Annotated in this window: 16 protein-coding genes and 1 pseudogene; 5 read left to right on the top strand and 12 right to left on the bottom strand. The window is 58.6% G+C overall.

Annotation, left to right across the window (positions count from 1 at the left end; all coding sequences use genetic code 11):
• Positions 1-225: 225 nt before the first annotated feature.
• Positions 226-387 (bottom strand): hypothetical protein, encoded by a 162-nt coding sequence (locus AC1RQ9_RS16745; RefSeq protein ID WP_239020463.1) that lies wholly within the window; start codon positions 385-387, stop codon positions 226-228.
• 306 nt (positions 388-693) lie between these two features.
• Between AC1RQ9_RS16745 and AC1RQ9_RS16740 the strand changes: the two genes are divergently transcribed.
• Positions 694-1,767, top strand: coding sequence for an alkene reductase (locus AC1RQ9_RS16740; protein WP_087608926.1), 1,074 nt, complete (start codon positions 694-696; stop codon positions 1,765-1,767).
• Between the two features lie 312 nt (positions 1,768-2,079).
• Here the strand turns inward: AC1RQ9_RS16740 and AC1RQ9_RS16735 are convergent, their stop codons facing one another.
• On the bottom strand, positions 2,080-3,006 hold the full coding sequence (locus AC1RQ9_RS16735; protein ID WP_110560946.1) for a ketopantoate reductase family protein: 927 nt from the start codon (positions 3,004-3,006) through the stop codon (positions 2,080-2,082).
• Positions 3,007-3,092: 86 nt separating this feature from the next.
• Positions 3,093-4,538, bottom strand: coding sequence for a tyrosine-type recombinase/integrase (locus AC1RQ9_RS16730; protein ID WP_110560945.1), 1,446 nt, complete (start codon positions 4,536-4,538; stop codon positions 3,093-3,095).
• Positions 4,539-4,971: 433 nt separating this feature from the next.
• Here AC1RQ9_RS16730 and AC1RQ9_RS16725 point away from each other — a divergent pair, with 433 nt between their 5' ends.
• On the top strand, positions 4,972-6,309 hold the full coding sequence (locus AC1RQ9_RS16725) for a site-specific integrase (RefSeq protein ID WP_206065364.1): 1,338 nt from the start codon (positions 4,972-4,974) through the stop codon (positions 6,307-6,309).
• Positions 6,299-7,078, top strand: a complete 780-nt coding sequence (locus AC1RQ9_RS16720) for a segregation and condensation protein A (RefSeq protein WP_159264366.1) — start codon at positions 6,299-6,301, stop codon at positions 7,076-7,078. The genes AC1RQ9_RS16725 and AC1RQ9_RS16720 overlap by 11 nt, the downstream gene beginning before the upstream one ends.
• 120 nt (positions 7,079-7,198) lie before the next feature.
• On the opposite strand, the gene istB is transcribed toward AC1RQ9_RS16720, so the two are convergent.
• Positions 7,199-8,044: an IS21-like element helper ATPase IstB gene (gene istB / locus AC1RQ9_RS16715; RefSeq protein ID WP_485987881.1), complete on the bottom strand. Its 846-nt coding sequence runs from the start codon at positions 8,042-8,044 to the stop codon at positions 7,199-7,201.
• On the bottom strand, positions 8,041-9,291 hold the full coding sequence (gene istA / locus AC1RQ9_RS16710) for an IS21 family transposase (protein ID WP_007396168.1): 1,251 nt from the start codon (positions 9,289-9,291) through the stop codon (positions 8,041-8,043). The genes istB and istA overlap by 4 nt, the downstream gene beginning before the upstream one ends.
• A gap of 188 nt (positions 9,292-9,479) precedes the next feature.
• Here istA and AC1RQ9_RS16705 point away from each other — a divergent pair, with 188 nt between their 5' ends.
• Positions 9,480-10,823: an IS1182 family transposase gene (locus tag AC1RQ9_RS16705; protein WP_159264370.1), complete on the top strand. Its 1,344-nt coding sequence runs from the start codon at positions 9,480-9,482 to the stop codon at positions 10,821-10,823.
• A 144-nt stretch (positions 10,824-10,967) separates the two neighbouring features.
• Here AC1RQ9_RS16705 and AC1RQ9_RS16700 read toward each other — a convergent pair whose 3' ends face one another.
• The 6 genes and pseudogenes from AC1RQ9_RS16700 to AC1RQ9_RS16675 all read right to left on the bottom strand — a co-directional run.
• The gene (locus AC1RQ9_RS16700; protein ID WP_159264372.1) at positions 10,968-13,259 is read right to left on the bottom strand and encodes a DEAD/DEAH box helicase; all 2,292 of its coding nucleotides are present in this window, start codon (positions 13,257-13,259) and stop codon (positions 10,968-10,970) included.
• Positions 13,256-14,656 carry an ATP-binding protein gene (locus tag AC1RQ9_RS16695; RefSeq protein WP_159264374.1) on the bottom strand — a complete coding sequence of 467 codons (1,401 nt, stop codon included), beginning with the start codon at positions 14,654-14,656 and terminating at the stop codon, positions 13,256-13,258. The genes AC1RQ9_RS16700 and AC1RQ9_RS16695 overlap by 4 nt, the downstream gene beginning before the upstream one ends.
• Complete coding sequence (locus tag AC1RQ9_RS16690; RefSeq protein ID WP_159264376.1) at positions 14,653-16,935, bottom strand: TerB N- and C- terminal domain-containing protein; 2,283 nt, start codon at positions 16,933-16,935, stop codon at positions 14,653-14,655. Before AC1RQ9_RS16690 ends, AC1RQ9_RS16695 begins: the two co-directional genes overlap by 4 nt.
• Before the next feature lie 121 nt (positions 16,936-17,056).
• Positions 17,057-17,440, bottom strand: coding sequence for a type II toxin-antitoxin system VapC family toxin (locus AC1RQ9_RS16685; RefSeq protein WP_010516112.1), 384 nt, complete (start codon positions 17,438-17,440; stop codon positions 17,057-17,059).
• Positions 17,437-17,733 carry a type II toxin-antitoxin system Phd/YefM family antitoxin gene (locus tag AC1RQ9_RS16680; RefSeq protein WP_081500394.1) on the bottom strand — a complete coding sequence of 99 codons (297 nt, stop codon included), beginning with the start codon at positions 17,731-17,733 and terminating at the stop codon, positions 17,437-17,439. Before AC1RQ9_RS16680 ends, AC1RQ9_RS16685 begins: the two co-directional genes overlap by 4 nt.
• A 171-nt stretch (positions 17,734-17,904) precedes the next feature.
• Positions 17,905-18,170 (bottom strand): annotated as a pseudogene (locus tag AC1RQ9_RS16675) (SOS response-associated peptidase); the annotation flags it as partial.
• Positions 18,171-18,326: 156 nt separating this feature from the next.
• Here AC1RQ9_RS16675 and AC1RQ9_RS16670 point away from each other — a divergent pair.
• Complete coding sequence (locus tag AC1RQ9_RS16670) at positions 18,327-19,244, top strand: LysR family transcriptional regulator (protein WP_408887002.1); 918 nt, start codon at positions 18,327-18,329, stop codon at positions 19,242-19,244.
• A 53-nt stretch (positions 19,245-19,297) separates the two neighbouring features.
• Here AC1RQ9_RS16670 and AC1RQ9_RS16665 read toward each other — a convergent pair.
• On the bottom strand, positions 19,298-19,636 hold a 339-nt coding region (locus tag AC1RQ9_RS16665), incomplete at its 5' end, for an SDR family oxidoreductase (protein ID WP_485987879.1).

Here is a 19,636-nt window from a genome sequence, read left to right as displayed (position 1 = left end):
GTTTCGTCAGTTAAGCGGGAGGATTATGCCGCTTGTACTCCCGTTTGATCTGTGATGTTTTCTTCCTGTTGATGGGACGGGAAGAGTGTGAATGCGACGGTATGGTCTGAGCGACAGTCAGTGGAAGCGGATAGCCCACGCGAGCCAGGCCATGCGTGCAGGACGACTGGTCATCATGGTGGACGATGACAGCAAGTAGAACGAAGGCGACGTGGTCATGGCGGCTCAATTCGTGACGCCTAAGCGGCCCAGAAACATAGCGAAACGGCCGACATTGCGAAGGTAATTGCGTTGCGTTCCCTGGGAGAACCGCCGCACCGCCATGTCATCAAGCAGGCGCTGGCGAAGGTGACTGATTGCAGCAATGCACAGGGACTCCGTCATCATCCGGGCTCCTTTTGGTGGGAAAAAGCCAGAGTGCTTGGCCCGATCAGGACAGTTACAAATAAAATAGATCTCTCACGCCGTGGTGACAGACTTCCATGTCACACCAATCCCGCGCAGCGGGTTCGTTCATTCAACTGATCGGTGCATGCGCGGACACTGCTCAGATCGGCAAGGTCCAGGGCAACCAGTTCAGATGCTCAGCCTGCGCGTTCTACCTCAAGTCAGACGAGGTGGTAGGCCTCCTGTTGTATTCCACATGAGGCTTCCCAAATCCCTAGGAACTGCGTTTTTTAAGAAGGATCTGTCATGCCCAGCCTGTTTGAGCCGATTGAACTGGGAAGCATTTACGCAAAAAACAGAATTCTCATGGCGCCGCTGACACGTGGCCGGGGCACCCGCGAGCATGTACCCACTCCCATCATGGCCGAATATTACGCGCAACGCGCTGGGGCCGGTCTGATTATCTCGGAAGCGACTGGTATCAGCCGCGAAGGTCTTGGCTGGCCGTATGCGCCGGGTCTGTGGTCGCAGGAACAGGTAGAAGCCTGGAAGCCTATCACCGCTGCAGTCCATGCAAAGGGCGGAAAGATCGTGGCCCAGATCTGGCACATGGGCCGCATGGTGCATTCCAGCGTGACGGGTCAGCAGCCTGTGTCCTGCTCGGCGACAAAAGCACCTGAAGCGCTCCATACTTATGACGGCAAACAGGCTCCCGAAATTGCCCGTCCTCTTACCAGGGAGGACATTGCCCGCATCCTGGACGATTATGAAAACGCCGCTCGCAATGCTCTTCAGGCAGGCTTTGACGGTGTGCAGATTCATGCCGCCAACGGTTACCTGATCGACGAATTCCTGCGGGACGGCACCAACCATCGTTCCGACGAGTATGGCGGTTCGCCGGAAAAGCGCATCCGCTTTCTGCGTGAAGTCACGGAACGCGTGATCGCAACGATTGGCGCGGACAAAACGTCAGTACGGCTGTCCCCCAATGGCGATACGCAGGGCTGCATCGACAGCCATCCCAAGCAGGTTTTTGTGCCGGCGGCAAAGCTGTTGAACGACCTCGACATCGCTTTTCTTGAACTGCGCGAACCCGGACCGAATGGCACGTTCGGCAAGACCGATCAGCCCAAGCTGCATGGCCCGATCCGCGAAGTGTTTAAGAAGCCGCTGGTTCTGAATCAGGACTACACACGCGATGAAGCGATCGAGACAGTTGCAACCGGTGTTGCAGATGCCATTTCATTCGGTCGCCCATTCATCGCCAATCCGGACCTCGTGCGTCGTCTGGAAGACAATCTGCCCCTGAACAAGGACGATATCCGCACCTGGTACTCGCAGGGTGCAGAAGGCTATACCGATTATCCACTTGCTCGCTGACACCCTATTTTTTCCCGCAAGCTCCTTCCAGGGAAAGGAGCTTGCATTTTAACTATAGAAAACATTTAGATGCCGACCTGATACTTGTCATGTGCAGGATGAAATCACTTGAATATTTCTACCCCCTGTCATGAATTTGAATGCTGCGAAAGCCTGTTTTTGGTAGTCCCTATGACAGCCGACTATCTCCTTTCTCCCAAGTCAGACGTTTCATTCCGGCTGTTCATGTGGGAAGAATTATCGTCGAATAAGGCGGCCATGATCTATGAAGCGGATGTGTCCGCCGGTACCTCGTGTCCGCCCTGTGCGTCTTCACGCATGCCTTTGCTGTTCATACACGCGCAGATTCAGATCCGTGAGATCCAGGAGAGGCGTAGGGATCTGATGGACGCGTGCCCGCCTGACCAGGTCACCAATAATCTGCTGCGCCTCCACAGGAGCGCCCTGCAGCAGATCCCGGAACATGGAGGACGTCAGGGTGGAGTCCGTTTTCGTCAGGAGACTGACAGTGCTCTTCAGGGTGGCATCCCGCAGGGGATAACCGGCAGCAGCGGCCGTTGACGCACATTCATGGATCACCGCCTGTGCAAAATCCTGACCTGCTGGCTGGCTGGCGACATCCCCCACGGTTCCGCGCATCAGGCAGCAGATGCTGCCCAGGGCGGCGAGCAGAACCCATTTGTCCCACATGTCCTGCAGGATGTGGGTGGAACACACGGTTTCAAATCCGGGCCCCGACAGGGTTTCCGCAATACTGCACGTCGCTGGCGTCTCACGACCGTCCCGCTCCCCCACGGAAAGCCGGGGGAGAGAACCCGCCTGGACAATGCGCCCCTGCGCATCAAGCTTGCTGACGATAAAGCACGTCCCCCCCATGACCGCGGCAGGGCCAAAGCGGTCTGCCAGACTATCAAGATGCTGCATGCCGTTGAGAAGCGGGACAATCCATGTTTGCGGTCCCACCGCAGGCGCAAAATCGTTCATTGCACCCGTCAGGGAATAGGCTTTTACGCTGAGCAGGATGATGTCGTAGGGACCCTCAATCCCACCGGCCATCACCATCCGGGGGGCGATGGTGACGTTGCCAACGGAACTGATCAGGCACAGGCCCTCGGTACGGAGCTGCTGCAGGCGCCTTTCGCGCACCAGAAAAGTCACGTCATGCCCGGCGCTGGCCAGACGAGCGCCAAAATACCCACCCACGGCACCCGCGCCGACAACAAGAATTCTGGAGCCCATCACGCTGTTTCCTCTCTTTGATCCGCCCTGACGTGTTGCGGTTGAAGGCGAGTTGAAGCGCTCTGGAGGCAGGGGTCAAGACAGGCTCAGAATCTCGATCTTCCCGGGTGCCGGGCCTTGATGCTGGCTTCGTCGATATAGGTCTCGACGACCTGAAGGCTTTTGTGACGCGAGAAGCGCTTCAGTTCCAGGAGATCATACCCGTCCTTTGCTCCTGTGGTGATGGCGCCGCGACGCAGGCTGTGTCCGCCAAAGTCCCCCTCAAGGTGGGTGTCGCCGCAGCGTTTGCGGATGATGTCCGTGACTGCCCGGTCCGACAGGGCGTGCGGCCCGATCCTGGGCGGGGTCCCGACGGGAGTGGCGCCCGCCCTGCGGTCCCGCGCGGACCAGATGCGCCGGAAGACCGGACCTTCCGTGATCCCGGCCTGCCGGAGCCAGGTCTCGTACGCCCGAACCGGACAGTTCCGGGTCAGGCCCCGCGGGATGCCGATCAGCGCACCCTTGCGCTGGGGATCACCCTTGGACCGGCCCAGCCGGATCTGCATTCCATCCTCGTCCACCGTGATGTCTTCCACCTTCAGTGCGGCAAGCTCGGAGCGCCGGAACGCGCCGGCGAAACCGAGCAGAAGAATGGCCCGGTCCCGCGCACCGACCAGATCATGTGGACTGATGGCCTCGACAACCCGGACTAGCCTGTCCCAGGTGAGCGCGGTTTTCTGGCGGGGCAGGGTCTCCTTTGCCTCCCGCCGGATGCCGGCAAGCGTTGCGGTCACCATCGGGTGGGCGGTGGGTACGGCAGTCTGCGCCAGGTGGTGCAGGTAGCGCAGGGCGGCACGATGCAGGTCGATGGTGCTGGTCCTGCGGCCCTGCAGCGCCATGTCGGCCAGATAGGCGGCAACATCCTCGCTGCGGGCAGGCAGGGCTGGCAGGGCATGACCGGCAGCCCATCGGCACCAGGACCGCACGGCGGCGCGATAGGTGCGTAGCGTGTTCTCGGCCTTGCTGCGATGCATATAGGCATCGGCCGCCTGACGGGCCGTAGCCAGGCGGCCATCATGTTCGGGTACAGGCTGTGCCGAGACGACAGAAAACCATTGCGCGACGGCAGCAGCCGGTTGGCCGACGGGCGCAGGGGGCGCTGCGTCTACCGTCCCGGAACAGGAGCCTACGGGCTGGAGCGGCCGGAACCAGGCCAGGAAACAGGGGGTGCCATCATCGATTTCCAGCCCGATGGCCAGTTCGAACCCCGATGGGATATCGGCCACATGGTCCTGAGCCATCTGCTGGGCCGCCGACGCATACGGCACGTCCTGGGCAAGCGGGGTATCCGGGGAATAGCTACCGTCCGGCAATTCGATGCCCGCCAGAAGCAGGGGCAGGGGTGGTGTGAAACGCGCGGTCGAGAGGATTTCGCGCCAGCGCGCCGGATCCTGTGTCTCGGCCAGACGCTGCTGTGTCAGGGGGTCAACACGGGCATGCAGCGCGGCCTGCGCCTGCCTGCTGGTGCCGAGGATCCGGACGTCGCTCAGCATGGCAGGGTTGCCTGCGCGTATGACCCCTGACCGTCACCGGGGCAGCAGGGAAGGAGTCCGCAGACAGGCTTGGCGAAAAGGCTCGGAAACAGGCGCATTTTGGGATTTTAGCAGGCATTTTGAAATTTTTCATCTACTTCCGACAAGATAACTTATCGGAAGTAAGTTTTTGATTGGTCGGATTTTGCCCCGCGAGGAAGGGAGGGGGCAGAAAGTCCGGGAAACCGCGCCTTTCCAGATCAATCGGGCGCTTTTCCGTTCTCCAAAACCCGTTAACATGATACGACGCATTATATGAAGCACAAACGCCTTAATATGGTCAGGGTCAGGCAGCGCGGTTTTCCGCTGAGGGCGGGTAGGCTGTCCGCTTTCGCCGTCCGTCCGACGTCGGCCTGCAGCGAGTTTAGGGCGGAAAACCGGGGATCCGATCAGAATGGCTGAGACCGGCCGACTGCTGCAGGCGGCGCGTTCGCCGACCGGCCTGTCGCCTGCCACGGCACGGACCTATGCGGCCTCCTGGCGCGCCTTTGTCAGAACCCAGCCAGCCGATAGCGGCTTTCCGGTCGGCCCTGTCGCGGTGGCAGCGTGGCTGGAGGCCCGGGCGAAGACGGGACGGCCGCGGCAGAGCCTGGTGGTGGATCGCGCGGCGCTGACGGCATGGTGTGCTGCCAATGGCGAGGCGTTCGATGTCGCCCTGCCCGCTACGCGGGTGCGCCGGACCGGGGCCGGGGTCGATGCGGCTTCGCTGCTGGCCGCCGCGCGACGCTGTAGGGCCGACCTGCCCGGCTTGCGCGACCGGGCTTTGCTGTTGCTGGCGGCTACGCTGGACATCGGCGCCGAGGCGCTGGCCCGTCTGACGGTGGAAGACATCAGCGACACGACAGACGGGATGACCGTTGCCCTGCTGCGGCCCCGGTCCGGGCGCCACCGGTTGCGCCGGTTGCGGCGCCGCCGGGACCCGGCCGTTTGTCCGGTGCGGAGCTGGGCGGCCTGGCGCGATGCCGCGCAATTGCGGTGGGGGGCGGCGTTCCGGGGGATCGATGCGCATGGCACGGTCGGGGATCCATTGTCGGTGCCGGGGATCCGGTTCGTGCTGGACCGGGCGCTGGGACGTCCGGACCGCCCGGCCCACCGGACGCGGCGGACAAAATCCGGGTCCCCGCCAGAGTCCCCAGTTGGGACGGCGGTGCGTCGACGCACGATGAGGGCCGCCCCGGGCTGGATCCGGACAACGCTGACGGTGAGCGGTCCGGTAGACGAAGTGGCCCGGTTCCGGGTGGCGGCCCGGGGACCGGGGATCATCCCCTGGCAGGTGGATTTTGACTACGAACAGGCCCGCCTGCTGGCGCCGATGGCGGCAAAGGGGGCGCAGGCGGTGACGCTGGCCCGGCTGCTGCGCCAGGCATCCGAACGCCTGCATCGGATCGCCCTGCAGCATCAGGCGGCGGGTACGCCCGCCTGTGCCTTTGACCTGCACCGGCTGGTACCGGTGCCCGGTCCCATTCTGGAAGCCGGGGCGGATTCATGCGCGGCGGCGGCCTGGCTGCAGGCACAGTGGGGCACGCTGCTGCCGTTGCGTCGGGTGGAGGTCGAAGCCGTGCGCGACCAGCGCGCCCGCCGCAGTGCGCGGCTGGTCTACAACTTCTGGTCGGCGGAATGGACGCCGTGGCAGGCGCTGGAGCGGGTGCGGACGGACTGGCCAGAGCTGGTTTTCGACATCCGGCCGCAGTACGCGCGCGCTGATGCCGGGAAGACCGCCGATGCTGCCTGACAAGGACGAAGACTGGGGCGATCAGCCGCGTCGGTTGCCGCGCCCGGCGGTGCCCGAGTTCCATGTCGAGGGGTTTGACGGGCCGCTGGACCTGCTGCTGGATCTGGCGGAACGGCAGCGCCTGGATCTGGGCATCTTGTCCATTGCGGACCTAGCGGCCCAGTTTGTGGATGAGGCGGAGCGGCTGGCCCAGACCACGCCACTCATGCAGCGCGCGGACTGGGTGATCTGGATCGCCCGGCTGGTATTCCTGCGCTCGCGGCTGCTGTTTGCCACGCAGGCGGAAAAGCAGGTTGCCGAGAGCGAGGCACGCCGGACGGCGGACCAAATCGAGGGGTTGTTGCAGATGCGCGCGGCAGCGGACTGGCTGGAGGCGCGACCGCAGCTTGGCGTGTCGGTTTTTACGCGGGGCGGGGCGCGGGCGGATAGCAGTGTTTCTGCATGGCAGGGGACGTATTTCAGTCTGATGGAAGCCTGTCTCAGTGTACTGGAGCAGGAATTGGCGCGGGTTGCGACGTCCGTTCCCGTCTATCGGATTAATGTGCCTGCATATTGGCGTGTGACAGATGCGCTGACTCTGGTCTGTGAAAAAATAGCGAACGGAACCTTCCGCAGCATATGGGAAGACTGTATGCTCCTAACGGATTTAAGGGGACCGGACAGGATCATTGATCGTCGCGCGGTTGTTGCTGCTACGTTTGTGGCTGGCCTTGAACTGGTGCGACGGGGAGAGGCATCGATTGCCAATGTTGCGTTTCCCTCGCCGTGATCTGCGTCTCCCCACCATAGCGGTGATAGTGTGTGCCTTAGCAGTCTGTCGGGTTTGTAAATGCTGTTTCAAAATTCCCCACATGTGCTGTCGGAAAATTCCCCAGCACGGATATGGTGATCAGCCATTGAGGTGATCGATAGCTCCATGCTTTGGGGGCCTACCGCGGCGCTTTGGCGCTGCCGGTGGCATCAGATTGGCGTGGGCCCGTGTATGCTCGGGGATCAGATCGGCATGCTGGCGCAGGCGATAGCTGGCACCTTCGATGTGGACGACGACAGCATGGTGAAGTAGCCGGTCGAGCAGCGCGGTGGCGACGACCGGGTCGCCGAAGACCTCGCCCCACTCGGCAAAACCGCGATTGGAGGTCAGGATCATCGCTCCCTTTTCGTAGCGGGCATTGACCAGCTGGAAGAAGAGGTTGGCACCACCTGGCGTGATTGGCAGGTAGCCAACTTCATCGACGATCAGCAGCGAAGCCCGCGTGTAGAAGCGAATTTTCTCGGCCAGACGCCCCTCGCGTTCGGCTCTGGTGAGCGCCTCGAGCAGTTCTGCCAGAGAGCAGCGATAGACGCTGCGTCCGGCCCTGACGGCGGCCACGCCGATGGCTGTGGCCAGATGGGATTTTCCGGTGCCTGGCGAGCCCAGAAAATGCAACACCTCGGCCCGATTGATGAACTCGAGCTGGGCCAGCGCGGTGATGCGATGCCTGTCGAGTGAAGGCTGGAACGAGAAGTCGAAGCTCTCGATAGTTTTGATCGGCATGAGGCGGGCGGTGCGCAGTGCTACGCTGATGCGCCGTCCCTCGCGCAGGTTCAGTTCTTCGGCCAGCAGATCGTCGATGGCCTCGATGGCGCTGATCTCGCCCTTTTCCAGCCTGCCCAGCGTGTGATCAAGCGTTTCGAGGGCGCGTGCCATATGGAGAGCCAGCAGGCTTTGTCGGATGCGTTCGGTGACAGACATCATGCGGTCCCTTTGGCATTGATGTTGGCCAGGCGTTCACCCACCGCGCCGTAGAAAGCCAGAGGACGCTGGAGGATCGGCACCGCCGGTGTCGTCGGCAACATCTCGGCGTGTTGAACCGGTGGGGCCTTGCGGTGGCCTGGCTCGATCCGCTTACGGTTTTTGCCTTCCAGCACGGGATGCCGGGCGATGAGTTTCCCTTCCTCGAAGATCAGGACTTCATGTGTATGGTGCTGGATCTCGACCACGCGACGGCGGGCAGTGTCAGGCACACTGTAATAATTGCCGGCCACCGCCACCATCCCCTCGCGGCTGATCCGCCGCTCGACGCTCAGAACAGCATCGTAGCGCAGGGCAGGCAATGGATGCAGATGGGGCTGCTCCTGTGCAAAATGCTCCTGCACGATCCGCCCGGTGGTGGCATGTGCCCGCGCGTTGGCGATATCCGCGCGCCAGACGTCGAACTGGGCGTTGAGGTCATCGAGATCATGGAAACTGCGGCCAAGGAAGAAGTCCTGACGGATGTAGCGGAAGGGTCGCTCGACCTTGCCCTTGGTCTTGGCGCGATAGGGCTGGCAGGCTCTGGGGGCGCTGCCATAATGGGCCAGAAGCGCCACCAGCGAGGCATTGTAGGTCACCACGCCCGCATCATCCTCACCGATGACAGCGGTCTTCATGCGATCGTAGAGAATTTCCGTGCAGCAGCCCGCCATCGCCTCGAAGGCGGCGATGTGGCAACGCATCACTGTTTCCAGACCCTGGTTCGGGCAGAAACGTCCCCACAGCCAGCGACTGTGCCCCAGCACCATGCTGAACAACCAGACCTTGCGCACGATGCCTGGCTCGCCGGTGAAGACTGTCTGGAATTCCGCAAAATCGACCTGCGCCTGAACGCCGGCTCCGGTCTCGAAGCGCCGCTCATAAGGCCTGGGCAGCGGGGGGCGGATTTGCCGGAGATATTCCGTCAGCGATGAATAGGCACCGTCATATCCCATGTCGCGAATTTCACGATGCAGCCTGCGCGATGAAAGTCCGGGATAACTTGCCATCCGCTCCAACAGATAGGTTCGATAAGGTTCTGCTGCGCTGGCCACCGGTTTACGCGGTGCATAGGCTGGAGTCTCCAGCCCATTGGCCAGATACTTCTTCACTGTCTTGCGATCGAGCCCTGTCTGGCGCGCGATGGCGCTGATGCTGAGCCCCTGTCTTTTGAGTTCCTGGATCAAAACGACCTCCCTGAGTCCTATCACCTGCTCGCCCTTCCTTTGGCATCAGCAGGGATAAATGTGCCGCGTGATCGTCATGGGGGCATGCCCCCATGACGATCACGCACAGTCCTCAAACTGGGGAATTTTCAACCAGCACATTTGGGGAGATTACAACCAGCACTCACAGGGTTGGGGTACCCTGTGAAGGGGTAAGGTTGTAAGGTGGTGAGATGAGCAGCTTCATCCCGTTTGACCGGTCTCAGCCGTATCTTCTGCCGCCTGATCTGAAGTCGTGGCTTCCGGCTGATGATATGGCGCATTTCGTTGTAGCCGCCGTTGAACGGGTTCCGATGAATGCGTTCTGCGTGCCAGTGCGCACGGGTGGCAAGGCACAGTACCATCCGCGTCTGATGCTGGCCCTTCTGATCTTCAGCTATGCGAACGGGCTGTTTTCCTCACGCCGGATCGAGCGGGCGACATATCGCGATATCGGGGTGCGCTTCGTGGCGGCGAACCTGCATCCGGATCATGATACGATTGCGACCTTCCGCCGGACGAACCGGACAGCCATTGAAGCTGCATTTGCGCAGGTCCTGCTTCTGGCGCGCGAGACGGGCCTGCTGCGTCTGGGCGTGGTGTCGATTGACGGCACGAAAATCGATGCCGACGCTTCGAAATACCGTTCCCTGCGCTACGACCGGATCAGGGCGCTGCGCGAACAGCTGGCGGTGGATATCGCGAAACTGATGGACCAGGCGGAGCACGCGGATGCCACAGACAGAGATCCGCAGGCCCTGCCAGAAGAGCTTGCCCGCCGGGAAGCGCTGAAAGCGAAGCTGGACGGAGCCTGCGCCCGGCTGGAAGCAGATGCGAAGGCGCAGGCCGAGGCGGCGCGACCGGCATACGAGAAAAAGAAGGCGGCGCATGACGCAAAAACAGGGCGTCGCGGCCGGGCGCCGAAACCGCCGGATGATGAACCACCACCCGACCGGCAGATCAGCCTGACCGATCCCGACAGTCGCCTCATGCGGCGTTCGGATGCCCACGAGTTCCGGCAGGCTTACAATGCCCAGGCCGTGGTCTGCGCCGAAGGCAGTCAGCTGATCGTGACAACCGGCGTTGTCGCCACGTCAGCGGACGCGCCGTCCTTTGCCAGCACCGTGCTGTCGATGGAACACACGATCGGTCTCCCGGAGACAGTGCTCGCCGACACCGGTTACGCCAGCGGGCAGGCGGTCCGGGAATTGCGGAAAAAGGGCATTGATCCGCTGGTCGCCATCGGACGGCCCTGTGCCCGCAGACCTTACGACTTCCGACCCCATCCCGAAGCAAAGGAGCCACGCCGGATAACTGAACCCTGGCGGCTTGCCATGAAGGACAGGCTGGAAACTACAGAAGCCGGAGATGTTTACAGACTACGCAAACAGACCGTGGAGCCGGTCTTTGGAATTATCAAAAGCATCATGGGCTTCAGAAGATTCAGCCTGCGCAGCCTTGCAAAAGTCACGACCGAATGGACCCTCGTTGCACTCGCATATAACTGCAAAAGAATGGCGCGGCTTCAGGCGGCATAAGCCGGGTCAGCCTCGGCGTTATCAGCCGCAAAATGCCCAACCCGACAGACTGTTAGATTATATTTCGACTTTTGAGCAGGTTGTCGGGCCGGGGTATCCGCCATTCCAATACATTCCGGTCAACGCCAAACATTATAAAGGTATTTAGGATTCAAAAATTGTTTTTACCTCAGTCGGAAATCTAGAAAGCAGGTCAGCCGCAATAATCGGCACACGTTCCGCGTCGATATGCTCACTGGCGTAGCAACGCGCCAGCAATTCGTCTCCTAAATAGGCGTCATATTTCGCTCGCTTCATATCCGGCACTAGTCGAGCTAAAATTTTCGCGTCCGGCACAGGTCCTTCTGCAATGATTTTTAGGGCGGCAATCAATTTGCTCCCATCCTTAGCAGGAACCGTGACCGCGATACCTTCCGAATTAGCCATTACGCCATGAGAGGCAAGCGCCAGCACGAAGGCCAGTTGTGCCCGATTGCCGACCCAAGGGAAAAGCAGGAGTTCGTCCTCATGTCGTCGCAGGCTCGCATGGCGCAGTCCAAGATGATCGAACGTCTCTCTGGCTTCAGTAAGAAACTCAAGTGCTGCCTTGTCGAGAAAGCGGGGAATAGCGATGTTCTCGTAAACCCTGCGCATCTCTGCCACGACTTCGTCAGCCGGGGGCAGGCCCTCGCCACCAAATTCAGGCGGCACGCCGCCATAAGCTCGTGTGACCAGAATTTCCCGGCGTCGATTGTCGATCTCGATTATCTGCCACCGCCGTCCAGCGAAGATAATGAGTTGTTCCGGCATCACGGGGTTATCGACCGGCAGCGTACCGAGGTTCCGTCCGCGATCCGTGATAACCTTGAACTCGTCAGGCGTCATGAATACGGCGTAGAACCCACGGTCATTGATGACCCGCTCACCTTCTTCGCCTGGCAAAAGCGTCCCGTCTGGCGCCTGCTCAATAAGCTGGACTTCCGGATGCTTCATTCGCCGCAGCACATCAATGTAGAGGGCCTGATCAATTTCAGGAAATACCCGACTCTCGATCAAGTGGTTCCAGCCCTGTTTGACTGTCAGACCACCGTGTTGAGCGATCAGGGCCAGAATTTGCTGTATCAGCGTGGAGAGGTGGAGCCGCCCAATTTGAGGCGGTTCATTCCAGCGCCTCAGCATGAGATTGAGCATGGCTATGGTCTGCACCGTGCTTGGCCGCATAGCATCAATGGGATGGATGCGCTCGTCGATCGCCATCTCGGTGGTGTAAACCCGCATTACCGAGGATTGTCCTGCACGACGACCGGAACGTCCTAGTCGCTGGCGCATGCCTGAAACAGTATGTCCCGGCCCGATTTGGCTTACAGCATCAATGTGGCCAATATCGATGCCCAGTTCGAGGGTCGTGGTTGCGACAATGGAACCTGGTCGATCTTCTTCTTTCAGCCTTCGTTCAGCTTCCTCACGGTGCTCACGCGACAAACTGCCATGATGAGCGAAAAACTCCTCCGGCACGCCCAATGTCTCGCAAAGGCCACGTAACCTTGCGGTATAAAGTTCAACATTCCGTCGTGAGCCGGCAAAGATCAAACTCCGATGCCCCCGGAGCGTGTTGAAGATGTGTGTTGCAATCTCCATGTCTGCCGTGCGCTCGGCGACCTCGCCCTTGTCTGAATTGTCGCCCCGTTGCTTCAGGCGCGGCTGTATATAGCCGCGAAGCTGGAGCTTCAGGGGTTGGCTGCCCATTTCAGATTCCAGTATCTCCACGCCATCCGCATTCAATGCCCGTAGGAAAGCCGCAGAGGTTCTCATGTCGGCCAGGGTGGCCGAAAGGCCTACGCGAACTACCCGATGTCCGGCGGCGATCTCGATACGATTGAGCAGCGATTGAAGTTGGCGTCCGCGCTCTGCATCCATAAAGGCATGCATTTCGTCAACCACGATGTAACTTAGCGCAGCGAACAGACGCTTCGCCTCATTTCCCCGTCGAACAAGGATGGCCTCCAGACTTTCTGGCGTGGTCAGCAATATCCCTTGGGGCCGCTTGCGTGCACGCTCCTTGATGCTGCTGGCTACATCCCCATGCCATTTCCAGACTGGAATTTCCACTTCTTCGCAAAGTGTCTCCATGCGACCAAACTGATCGTTGATCAGTGCGCGCAAAGGACTGATATAAATGGCCTCGAAGCCGGCACCGGGTTTGCGTTCATCTGCTGCCAGTCGCGAAACAATTGGCAAGAAGGCCGCCTCGGTCTTTCCGCTTGCGGTCCCGGCCGCGATGATGAGATCCTGCTGTCCTTCCAGAAGGACGGGAATGGATCGTTCCTGAATATCACGAAGCTCTGTCCATCCCTGACGCCAGATCCAGCGCCGGATTTGCTCGTGCAACAGATCGAAAGCCGTCGATGCACCCTTACCGGAAGTTTGCCCGAGTGGGTCGGGCGGCGCGTCGTTCAAAGCTTGAAGTCCGCCAGATCATCATCGGGAGAGGCCTGAGCGGAGCCGATCGTCGAAGAGCCTGCCCCACCAGGCGTATCTTTATTGTCGACCTCGACAATATCGCCACCCGCCAAGGGCGTATCAGGCGCGACTTCAGCCTGGTCCACCAGATCCTGCCACTGCGCCTGTGAATTCTGTTCCAGGATGGCAAGCAGGTCGAGAAAAGCCTTGATGGTGTTACGCGGTGTACGGAAATAAGCCTCGCCAATCCTCTGGTTGCAATGAGTCATGAAGGCTTTGAAAACCTCATCCGGCACCAGATAACGATTCTGGTCACCATAGGCAAAGACGTGCCGTAACCTGCCAAGCAGAATGTAGAGGTCTTCGGGTGTCAGGCTCTGAAGCCGGATGACCGGGCCGGAAAGATCAACCAGACCATTTCGGGCAAAGCTGTTTTCAGCCAAACGGGATCGCAACGCTTCGTAAGAGTAAAGGCCCCGGCGGCTGTCCATCAGGAATTCGGGGGTGCCCCCGAAATAGACGCCGAGGGATTCAGCCGAACCTTGAAGCACATCATTCACGATACGGAGAATCTGCTCGTAGTTCGCATTGCGCGACTGGGCGCTGACCAGCTTGAAGAGGTTTACGCATTCATCGAACATGACCAGAAAGCCGGAATAGCCTGCCAGGGTCACGAAGCGGCTCATGACTTTCAGGTAATCGTAAACCGAGGCATCATCGATGATAGAGCGTACGCCGAGCGCCTCCCGGGCCTCGGTTTTGAGCGTGTATTCGCCACGGAGCCAGCGCAGTGCCGCAGCCTTTCCGCTCTCGCTACCTTCTTCGAAAGCTCGCCAGTAGCATTCGATGACGGTTGCAAAGTCATAGCCGGAAACGAGTTCCTGAATGGGAAGCAGTCTTTTTTGGATAACGTCTCCAACCTTGCGACCCGAAGCCTTGGCAGCAGCCTGTGTCTCTATGATGAAACGTTCGACTACGCTTGCAAGCGCTCCACCATCCTGCTTGGTGCGGGTGGCCATGTTACGCATGAGTTCTGCGTAAAGGCTGCGAGCCTGGCCGCCGCTGGCATGCAGGCGACGATCAGGCGATAAATCTGCATGCGCCACGACCAGCTTGCTTTGCATGGCAATGGAGCGCGCCAGATTAAGGAAAAAAGTCTTGCCTGCACCGTAGTCGCCAATGATGAAACGAACAGCAGAACCACCGTCCGCGATGCGTTTGACGTCCAGCACCACCTGGTTGACTTCGCCCGCGCGACCGACCTGCACTAATTGGATGCCTGACCGTGGCACGACACCTGCGCGAAGCGCCTGAATGACGCTATCGCGGTCTCTGGGCCTGATTTTCTCCGCAGTGCGCGCCCCGTCTGAGGTTGCAATACCAAGGTTGGTCATGATGCTGCTCCCGGCGCGTCAGCAAGGAGCGCCATATTGATGATCAAAGGGTCGCCGTCCTCAATGAGTTCTTCATCGAAAGTATCATAGGCCCATTCGTTGATGGCTTCGAGTGCGCCATCTGGCATCAACCCGAGTTCGTGTGCCTTGGCCTCAAATCCGGAGCGTGTCCACTCCTTTTGGTTGACCAGGATCTCAAGCAGTCGCGTCTGCTCCGCACCAAGTCCGGCGAAGCGCGTTGCCTGTTCCAAAGTGGGTGCAACGACTGCCGGACTTGGAATTTCAGAAGTCTCGTCCTCATAGATTGGTGCCAGGATTTTCTCGACCGCCCTCGTTTCGCGCAGGATGGTGCCGACCTTCCCCATATCAATGATGATACCGTCAGCAGGTTTCGCTTTCGAAGGCGGTGCTGGAATTCGATGGCCGCCTCCCTGTGACCTGCCATCCTCGACCACGATCGGTTCCGCGGTATAGGATGCCCTGGCAGCCGTAACCCGATGCAAGGTGGCGTAGAGTTCCCGTCGATCGAGACCACAGGCTTCGTAAAGCCGCTCAAGAGCCACCATCATGCCTTGGTCGGTTTCACCTGTCATTACAGTGACAGAAGCTGCCAGCGTGGCGACTATGGTTTGTTGCCCGGACTCCAGACTATCAACGATGGCTTTGAGGCGGCCAGGCGTTGGCAAGCGCGGCGGAAGCAGGCGCAGGCGGGCTATCAGCCGTTTTGTTTCAGGCGGGGTAAGCTGCAGGTGTGTGGTGAGATCGTTGACCAGATTTGTACCCAAGGTCAGGTTTTTTGCTGCCGGGCCGATGGCGGTCATGACCACGGCAGCGATGCGGAAGTTGTCACCGACAGGTATCAGGGAATCCTGGGCGTCGCCAGCGTAGAATAAGATTATATTCTCGCCTGGCTTGTTCCCACCATAGGTTGGATCCGGTTCCATGCCGTAACCTAGGCGTGCCAGCATGGCGGACATGTCGCGCGCTTGCCGCAGACCCGTGGCCCCCTTGCCAGAACCAAAGCATCGCAGACCCAGTTCCTTAAGCGGCACATCGGCAACAGGCCGGGGCAGATCGTCCAGCCAGGCTCTGAAAGCACGAACGGTTTCTCTTTCCCCAAGTTCTACGGGCAGCATCAAGGCGGCAGCCATACTGTCGACACGTTCACGTTCCTTGCCGATGACCTTGGCAAATGGAGTCAGATCCTCACGGGCCCCTTCGCAGAGCTTGATCATTTTGGTCCATGTCAATTGCGCTGGATCAGGAAGGCGATCGAAGCCATCAAACTTGATCGAGACATGGAGATACTGACTTGCCGCTCGATAGCTCAGATCAAGTCGGCTCTTTTTTTTATCTTTGAGCCGCACACCGTCAGGAAATTTCTTATTAAAACGATGTCGCGTGAGTTCAATGAACTCCGGACGCGCTCGTGTCATTGCCATGCGTGGCCATAAACCGGTTAAGTGAGAGGGCAAAGACAGAATACCTGCCATGGCGAGATCGAAGTCGAGCGGAATGCCTTGCAACGCATGCAGACTTAATTTGACCCGAAGTAAGGGAGACATGTGGTCTCCCAAAGCTGAGACATCCGGTTTCCATGCCCCCAATCTTTGCATATCGGTCAAGGTTTGTCGCATTTCAATGAAATTGAGCAGTTCAGTGCTGTAGTTTGCAAAAGAACCATTATGTTCGAAGAGGCTGCGCAGGCGTTCTACTTCGGCCATCAACAACGCCTCTTCAGCCATTGAAGGCGTATCGGCTACCAAGCGACGTTCAAGCCCATAAAAATAAAGGAAGGGATAGCCCATTGGGTAGCTCGTGTCGGATTTTCCGCTCGCCAGCCAATGCAGGTAAGCCAATCGTTGATTGGGCGTGATGTCAGTATATGAGGACCAATAACCCAGATCCAGGTTCGTTTGCGGCACTCTGGCCGCGATCTTGAGCGATGGTCTGATAAGGCAGGGCGCTGGAGTGTCGGCACGCCAGCCTCCATCCGGCGCTGCAGACAAAAAGTTGCCGACATAGACCATGCCATCAGTTATCTCGAAGCCATGGATCGTGACTTTTTCACCGGGAGGGACCCAGTGCGCATCGTTCTTCTTGTGGCTCCGGGATTGTCCATGCAATACTAATTTCGCCTCATCATTGGGAAATATATGTTGGGCATGGGATGAGGAAGCGTGCGTAGATGACGAGGCAGTAGTCTCTTTCCTGGTCGCCACATTGGTCGTATCCGGAATTTCAGATCCGCTGAAAATACGCTTTAGCCAAGAAAACATAATATGCTCACCGAATGCTCGCCAATTCTTTCAAATAATAGACATTGTTCTTCCGATGCAGCAACTCTCCTCTGTGGCGAATGGACATCGATACAGATCCTCGGCTGTTCTGTTCACATTCTCAGGAACAACGGATTATTTTAATAGAATAGTAATCCATTTGTCCGTCTTCTGAAAGAAAGGTGGCATGCTCAGCTTGCGCCTGCGCCATTAGAAGATGGTCAAACGGATCACGATGATGCATAGGCAAAGACATAAGAATCTTCAGATGCTCGGGCTGTATTTGCAGCAGAGAGAAGCCTTCGCCAGGAATTGCTGCCAGAATATCGTTTATATCCGCATCCAGTTTTCCGATACGGATTTTGATTGCAATCTCCCATAATGACACGACACTCACCAGAATATCATGGGCCGGATCCGCAATGATTTCCCGTGCATTATCTCCTAGCCGATCAGAATCCGAAAGCCACCAGAGCAACGCATGCGTATCGAGCAGAACCTTCACAGGTCGCGTTCCATGCTTTCAAGAACGTCCGGCGGTGTCTGATCAAAATCTTCGCTCATCCTGATTCGCCCTCGAAGGACTCCTGGCTGACGACGGGGACGATAGGAAGGAGCAGGCGGCCGCAGTTCAGCCACGACCTGGTCGTGAGATGTAACAAGGATCGTGCTGCCTTGTCTGACCTGACGCAGATAAACTGTCAGGTTTCCTCGAAATTCTCGAACACCGATTTTCTGTGGGGATGGTGCGTTATCTGAAAGATGCTGGCTCATTGTCTCCTCCCTCTGTGTCATCATAACATGTACACACAGCGAGGAGGTAGAGAATTCCTGAGATATATTCGATTTCAAAGATCAGTGGCTTCCGGACAGTGCCAGAGCAGCCGTTATATTCTCAACTCCGGCCGCGAACTCGGCCGGAGCGTTCGCCCTCCAATGACGTCTCCACCACCAGCGTCCGGCATTCATGCGTGTAAACCAGACGGGTCTGCTGGGCTCTCTGGCAGGCGCTTCGGTTCGGAAAAGGCCGTGAGAGGCACCAGGCAGTGATGCGCCACACCTTCACAACGCTTCCGTCAGGTCGAAGTGGGATTGCGGATATTATTGGTCACGCCTCGATCGACCCTGTGGGCTTTCAGGTATCCCGGCGGCGTGGGCATGCTCCACCGGGCCATGATCAGGTCGCGACCATCCGGCGTATTCCGCGCGATGGGCACCATGATGTTGGGCGTTACAACAGACTATTCAGGCGTCTCCGGGCAGGGGGTATCGCGATGGTGGTGAGACGCTGATGCTGGTATCCTCCTATTCCCTATTTTGGGGATACGTAATTGTATGGCCCCCTTATATGTCGATATGAAAGAACCTGTTATCTCTTGGGGAAGCAGGTTGTGGACTATTTTACTGCGTTGCGCGTTTTCCTTCGTTCTGCCCAGATAGGAAGCTTCTCTGGGGTTGCTGCTGAACAGGGCATGGAGGTATCAACGGTATCACGCCATATCTCCCGGCTGGAGGCAGACCTCGACGTCGCGCTATTCAACCGTACGACACGTGGTCTTCACCTGACCGAGGCCGGCGCCTTGTTGCAGGAACGGGCCAGTCGTATCCTTGGTGACCTAGATATCGCCCGCGAAGAAGTAACCTTACACAATTCTTCGCCGCGAGGCATATTACGCATAAATGTCCCTGCCGCTTTCGGCCGACGGCATGTGATGCCACATATGTCGGCCTTTCTGACATCGTTCCCGGAAATCCGCATTGACGCAACATTAACGGATGCCACGGTTGATCTAATAGAAAGCGGTACCGATGTTGCGATCCGTATTGGTGCGCTCCCTGATTCTACCCTTGTCGCAAAGCGGCTGGCTGGTCAGTCACGAATTCTTGTCGCTGCCCCTGGTTATATAAAACGCGCAGGTCTGCCTGTCTGTCCTGGGGATCTGACAAATCATAGTTGCCTGTTTTTTACCGTCCAGGCAGGAAGTGCATGGTATTTTAGGCCTTGTGGCAAGCCAGAGGCTCAGTTCGAAAAGCTGTCCGTGAGCGGGGCTGTGAAAGCAAATGATTCCGAAGCTCTTCTTGAAGCGACTTTGAGCGAGATTGGTCTGGCACTTTTGCCAAGTTGGTTGATTGGGGAAGACATAAAAGCAGGAAAACTCGTACGGGTTCTCGAGCAATTCGAGTGGGTTCTAGCCCCGGGAGCGGAACGGGCCATCTGGGCAGTTTATCCCCCCAAGAAAGTTGTTGCGCCAAAAGTAAAAAGTTTCATTAATTTCATGGCGCGCCAACTTAAAGACTCTCTCGGGTGATATGGGTATTACTGGGCGGCACCCAATACTCGGAACCGCCCAGTCGGTCAGCACTAGCTTACTTTTGCAGCATCTCCCCCGGTAACTGCCATTTCTGCGCCGGTCACAAGTGCGGCTGCGTCCGATGCCAAAAATACGGCCATAGGCGAGATATCTTCAGGCTGGAGCCAGCCTACGCCAAGGGGAACGGTCGGCGCACGGGCGTCCCATGTTTCCTGAGCGGTAGGATACGCCGAAACTGCCTTATTTGACTGCGCTATCGCGGCCCGGAATCTTTGTTCGTTATAAGTGAGCGCAGTTCCAACCAGGCCCGGAAGAATAGCATTGCATGTTATATTGTAACGCCCAAGCTCCAGTGCCGCCGACTTCATCAGGCCAAGGATACCCCACTT

This window comes from Komagataeibacter ossonobensis (assembly GCF_057359305.1).
Note: the sequence above shows the minus strand (reverse complement) of the source record. Positions and strands in the feature narration are given on the sequence as shown.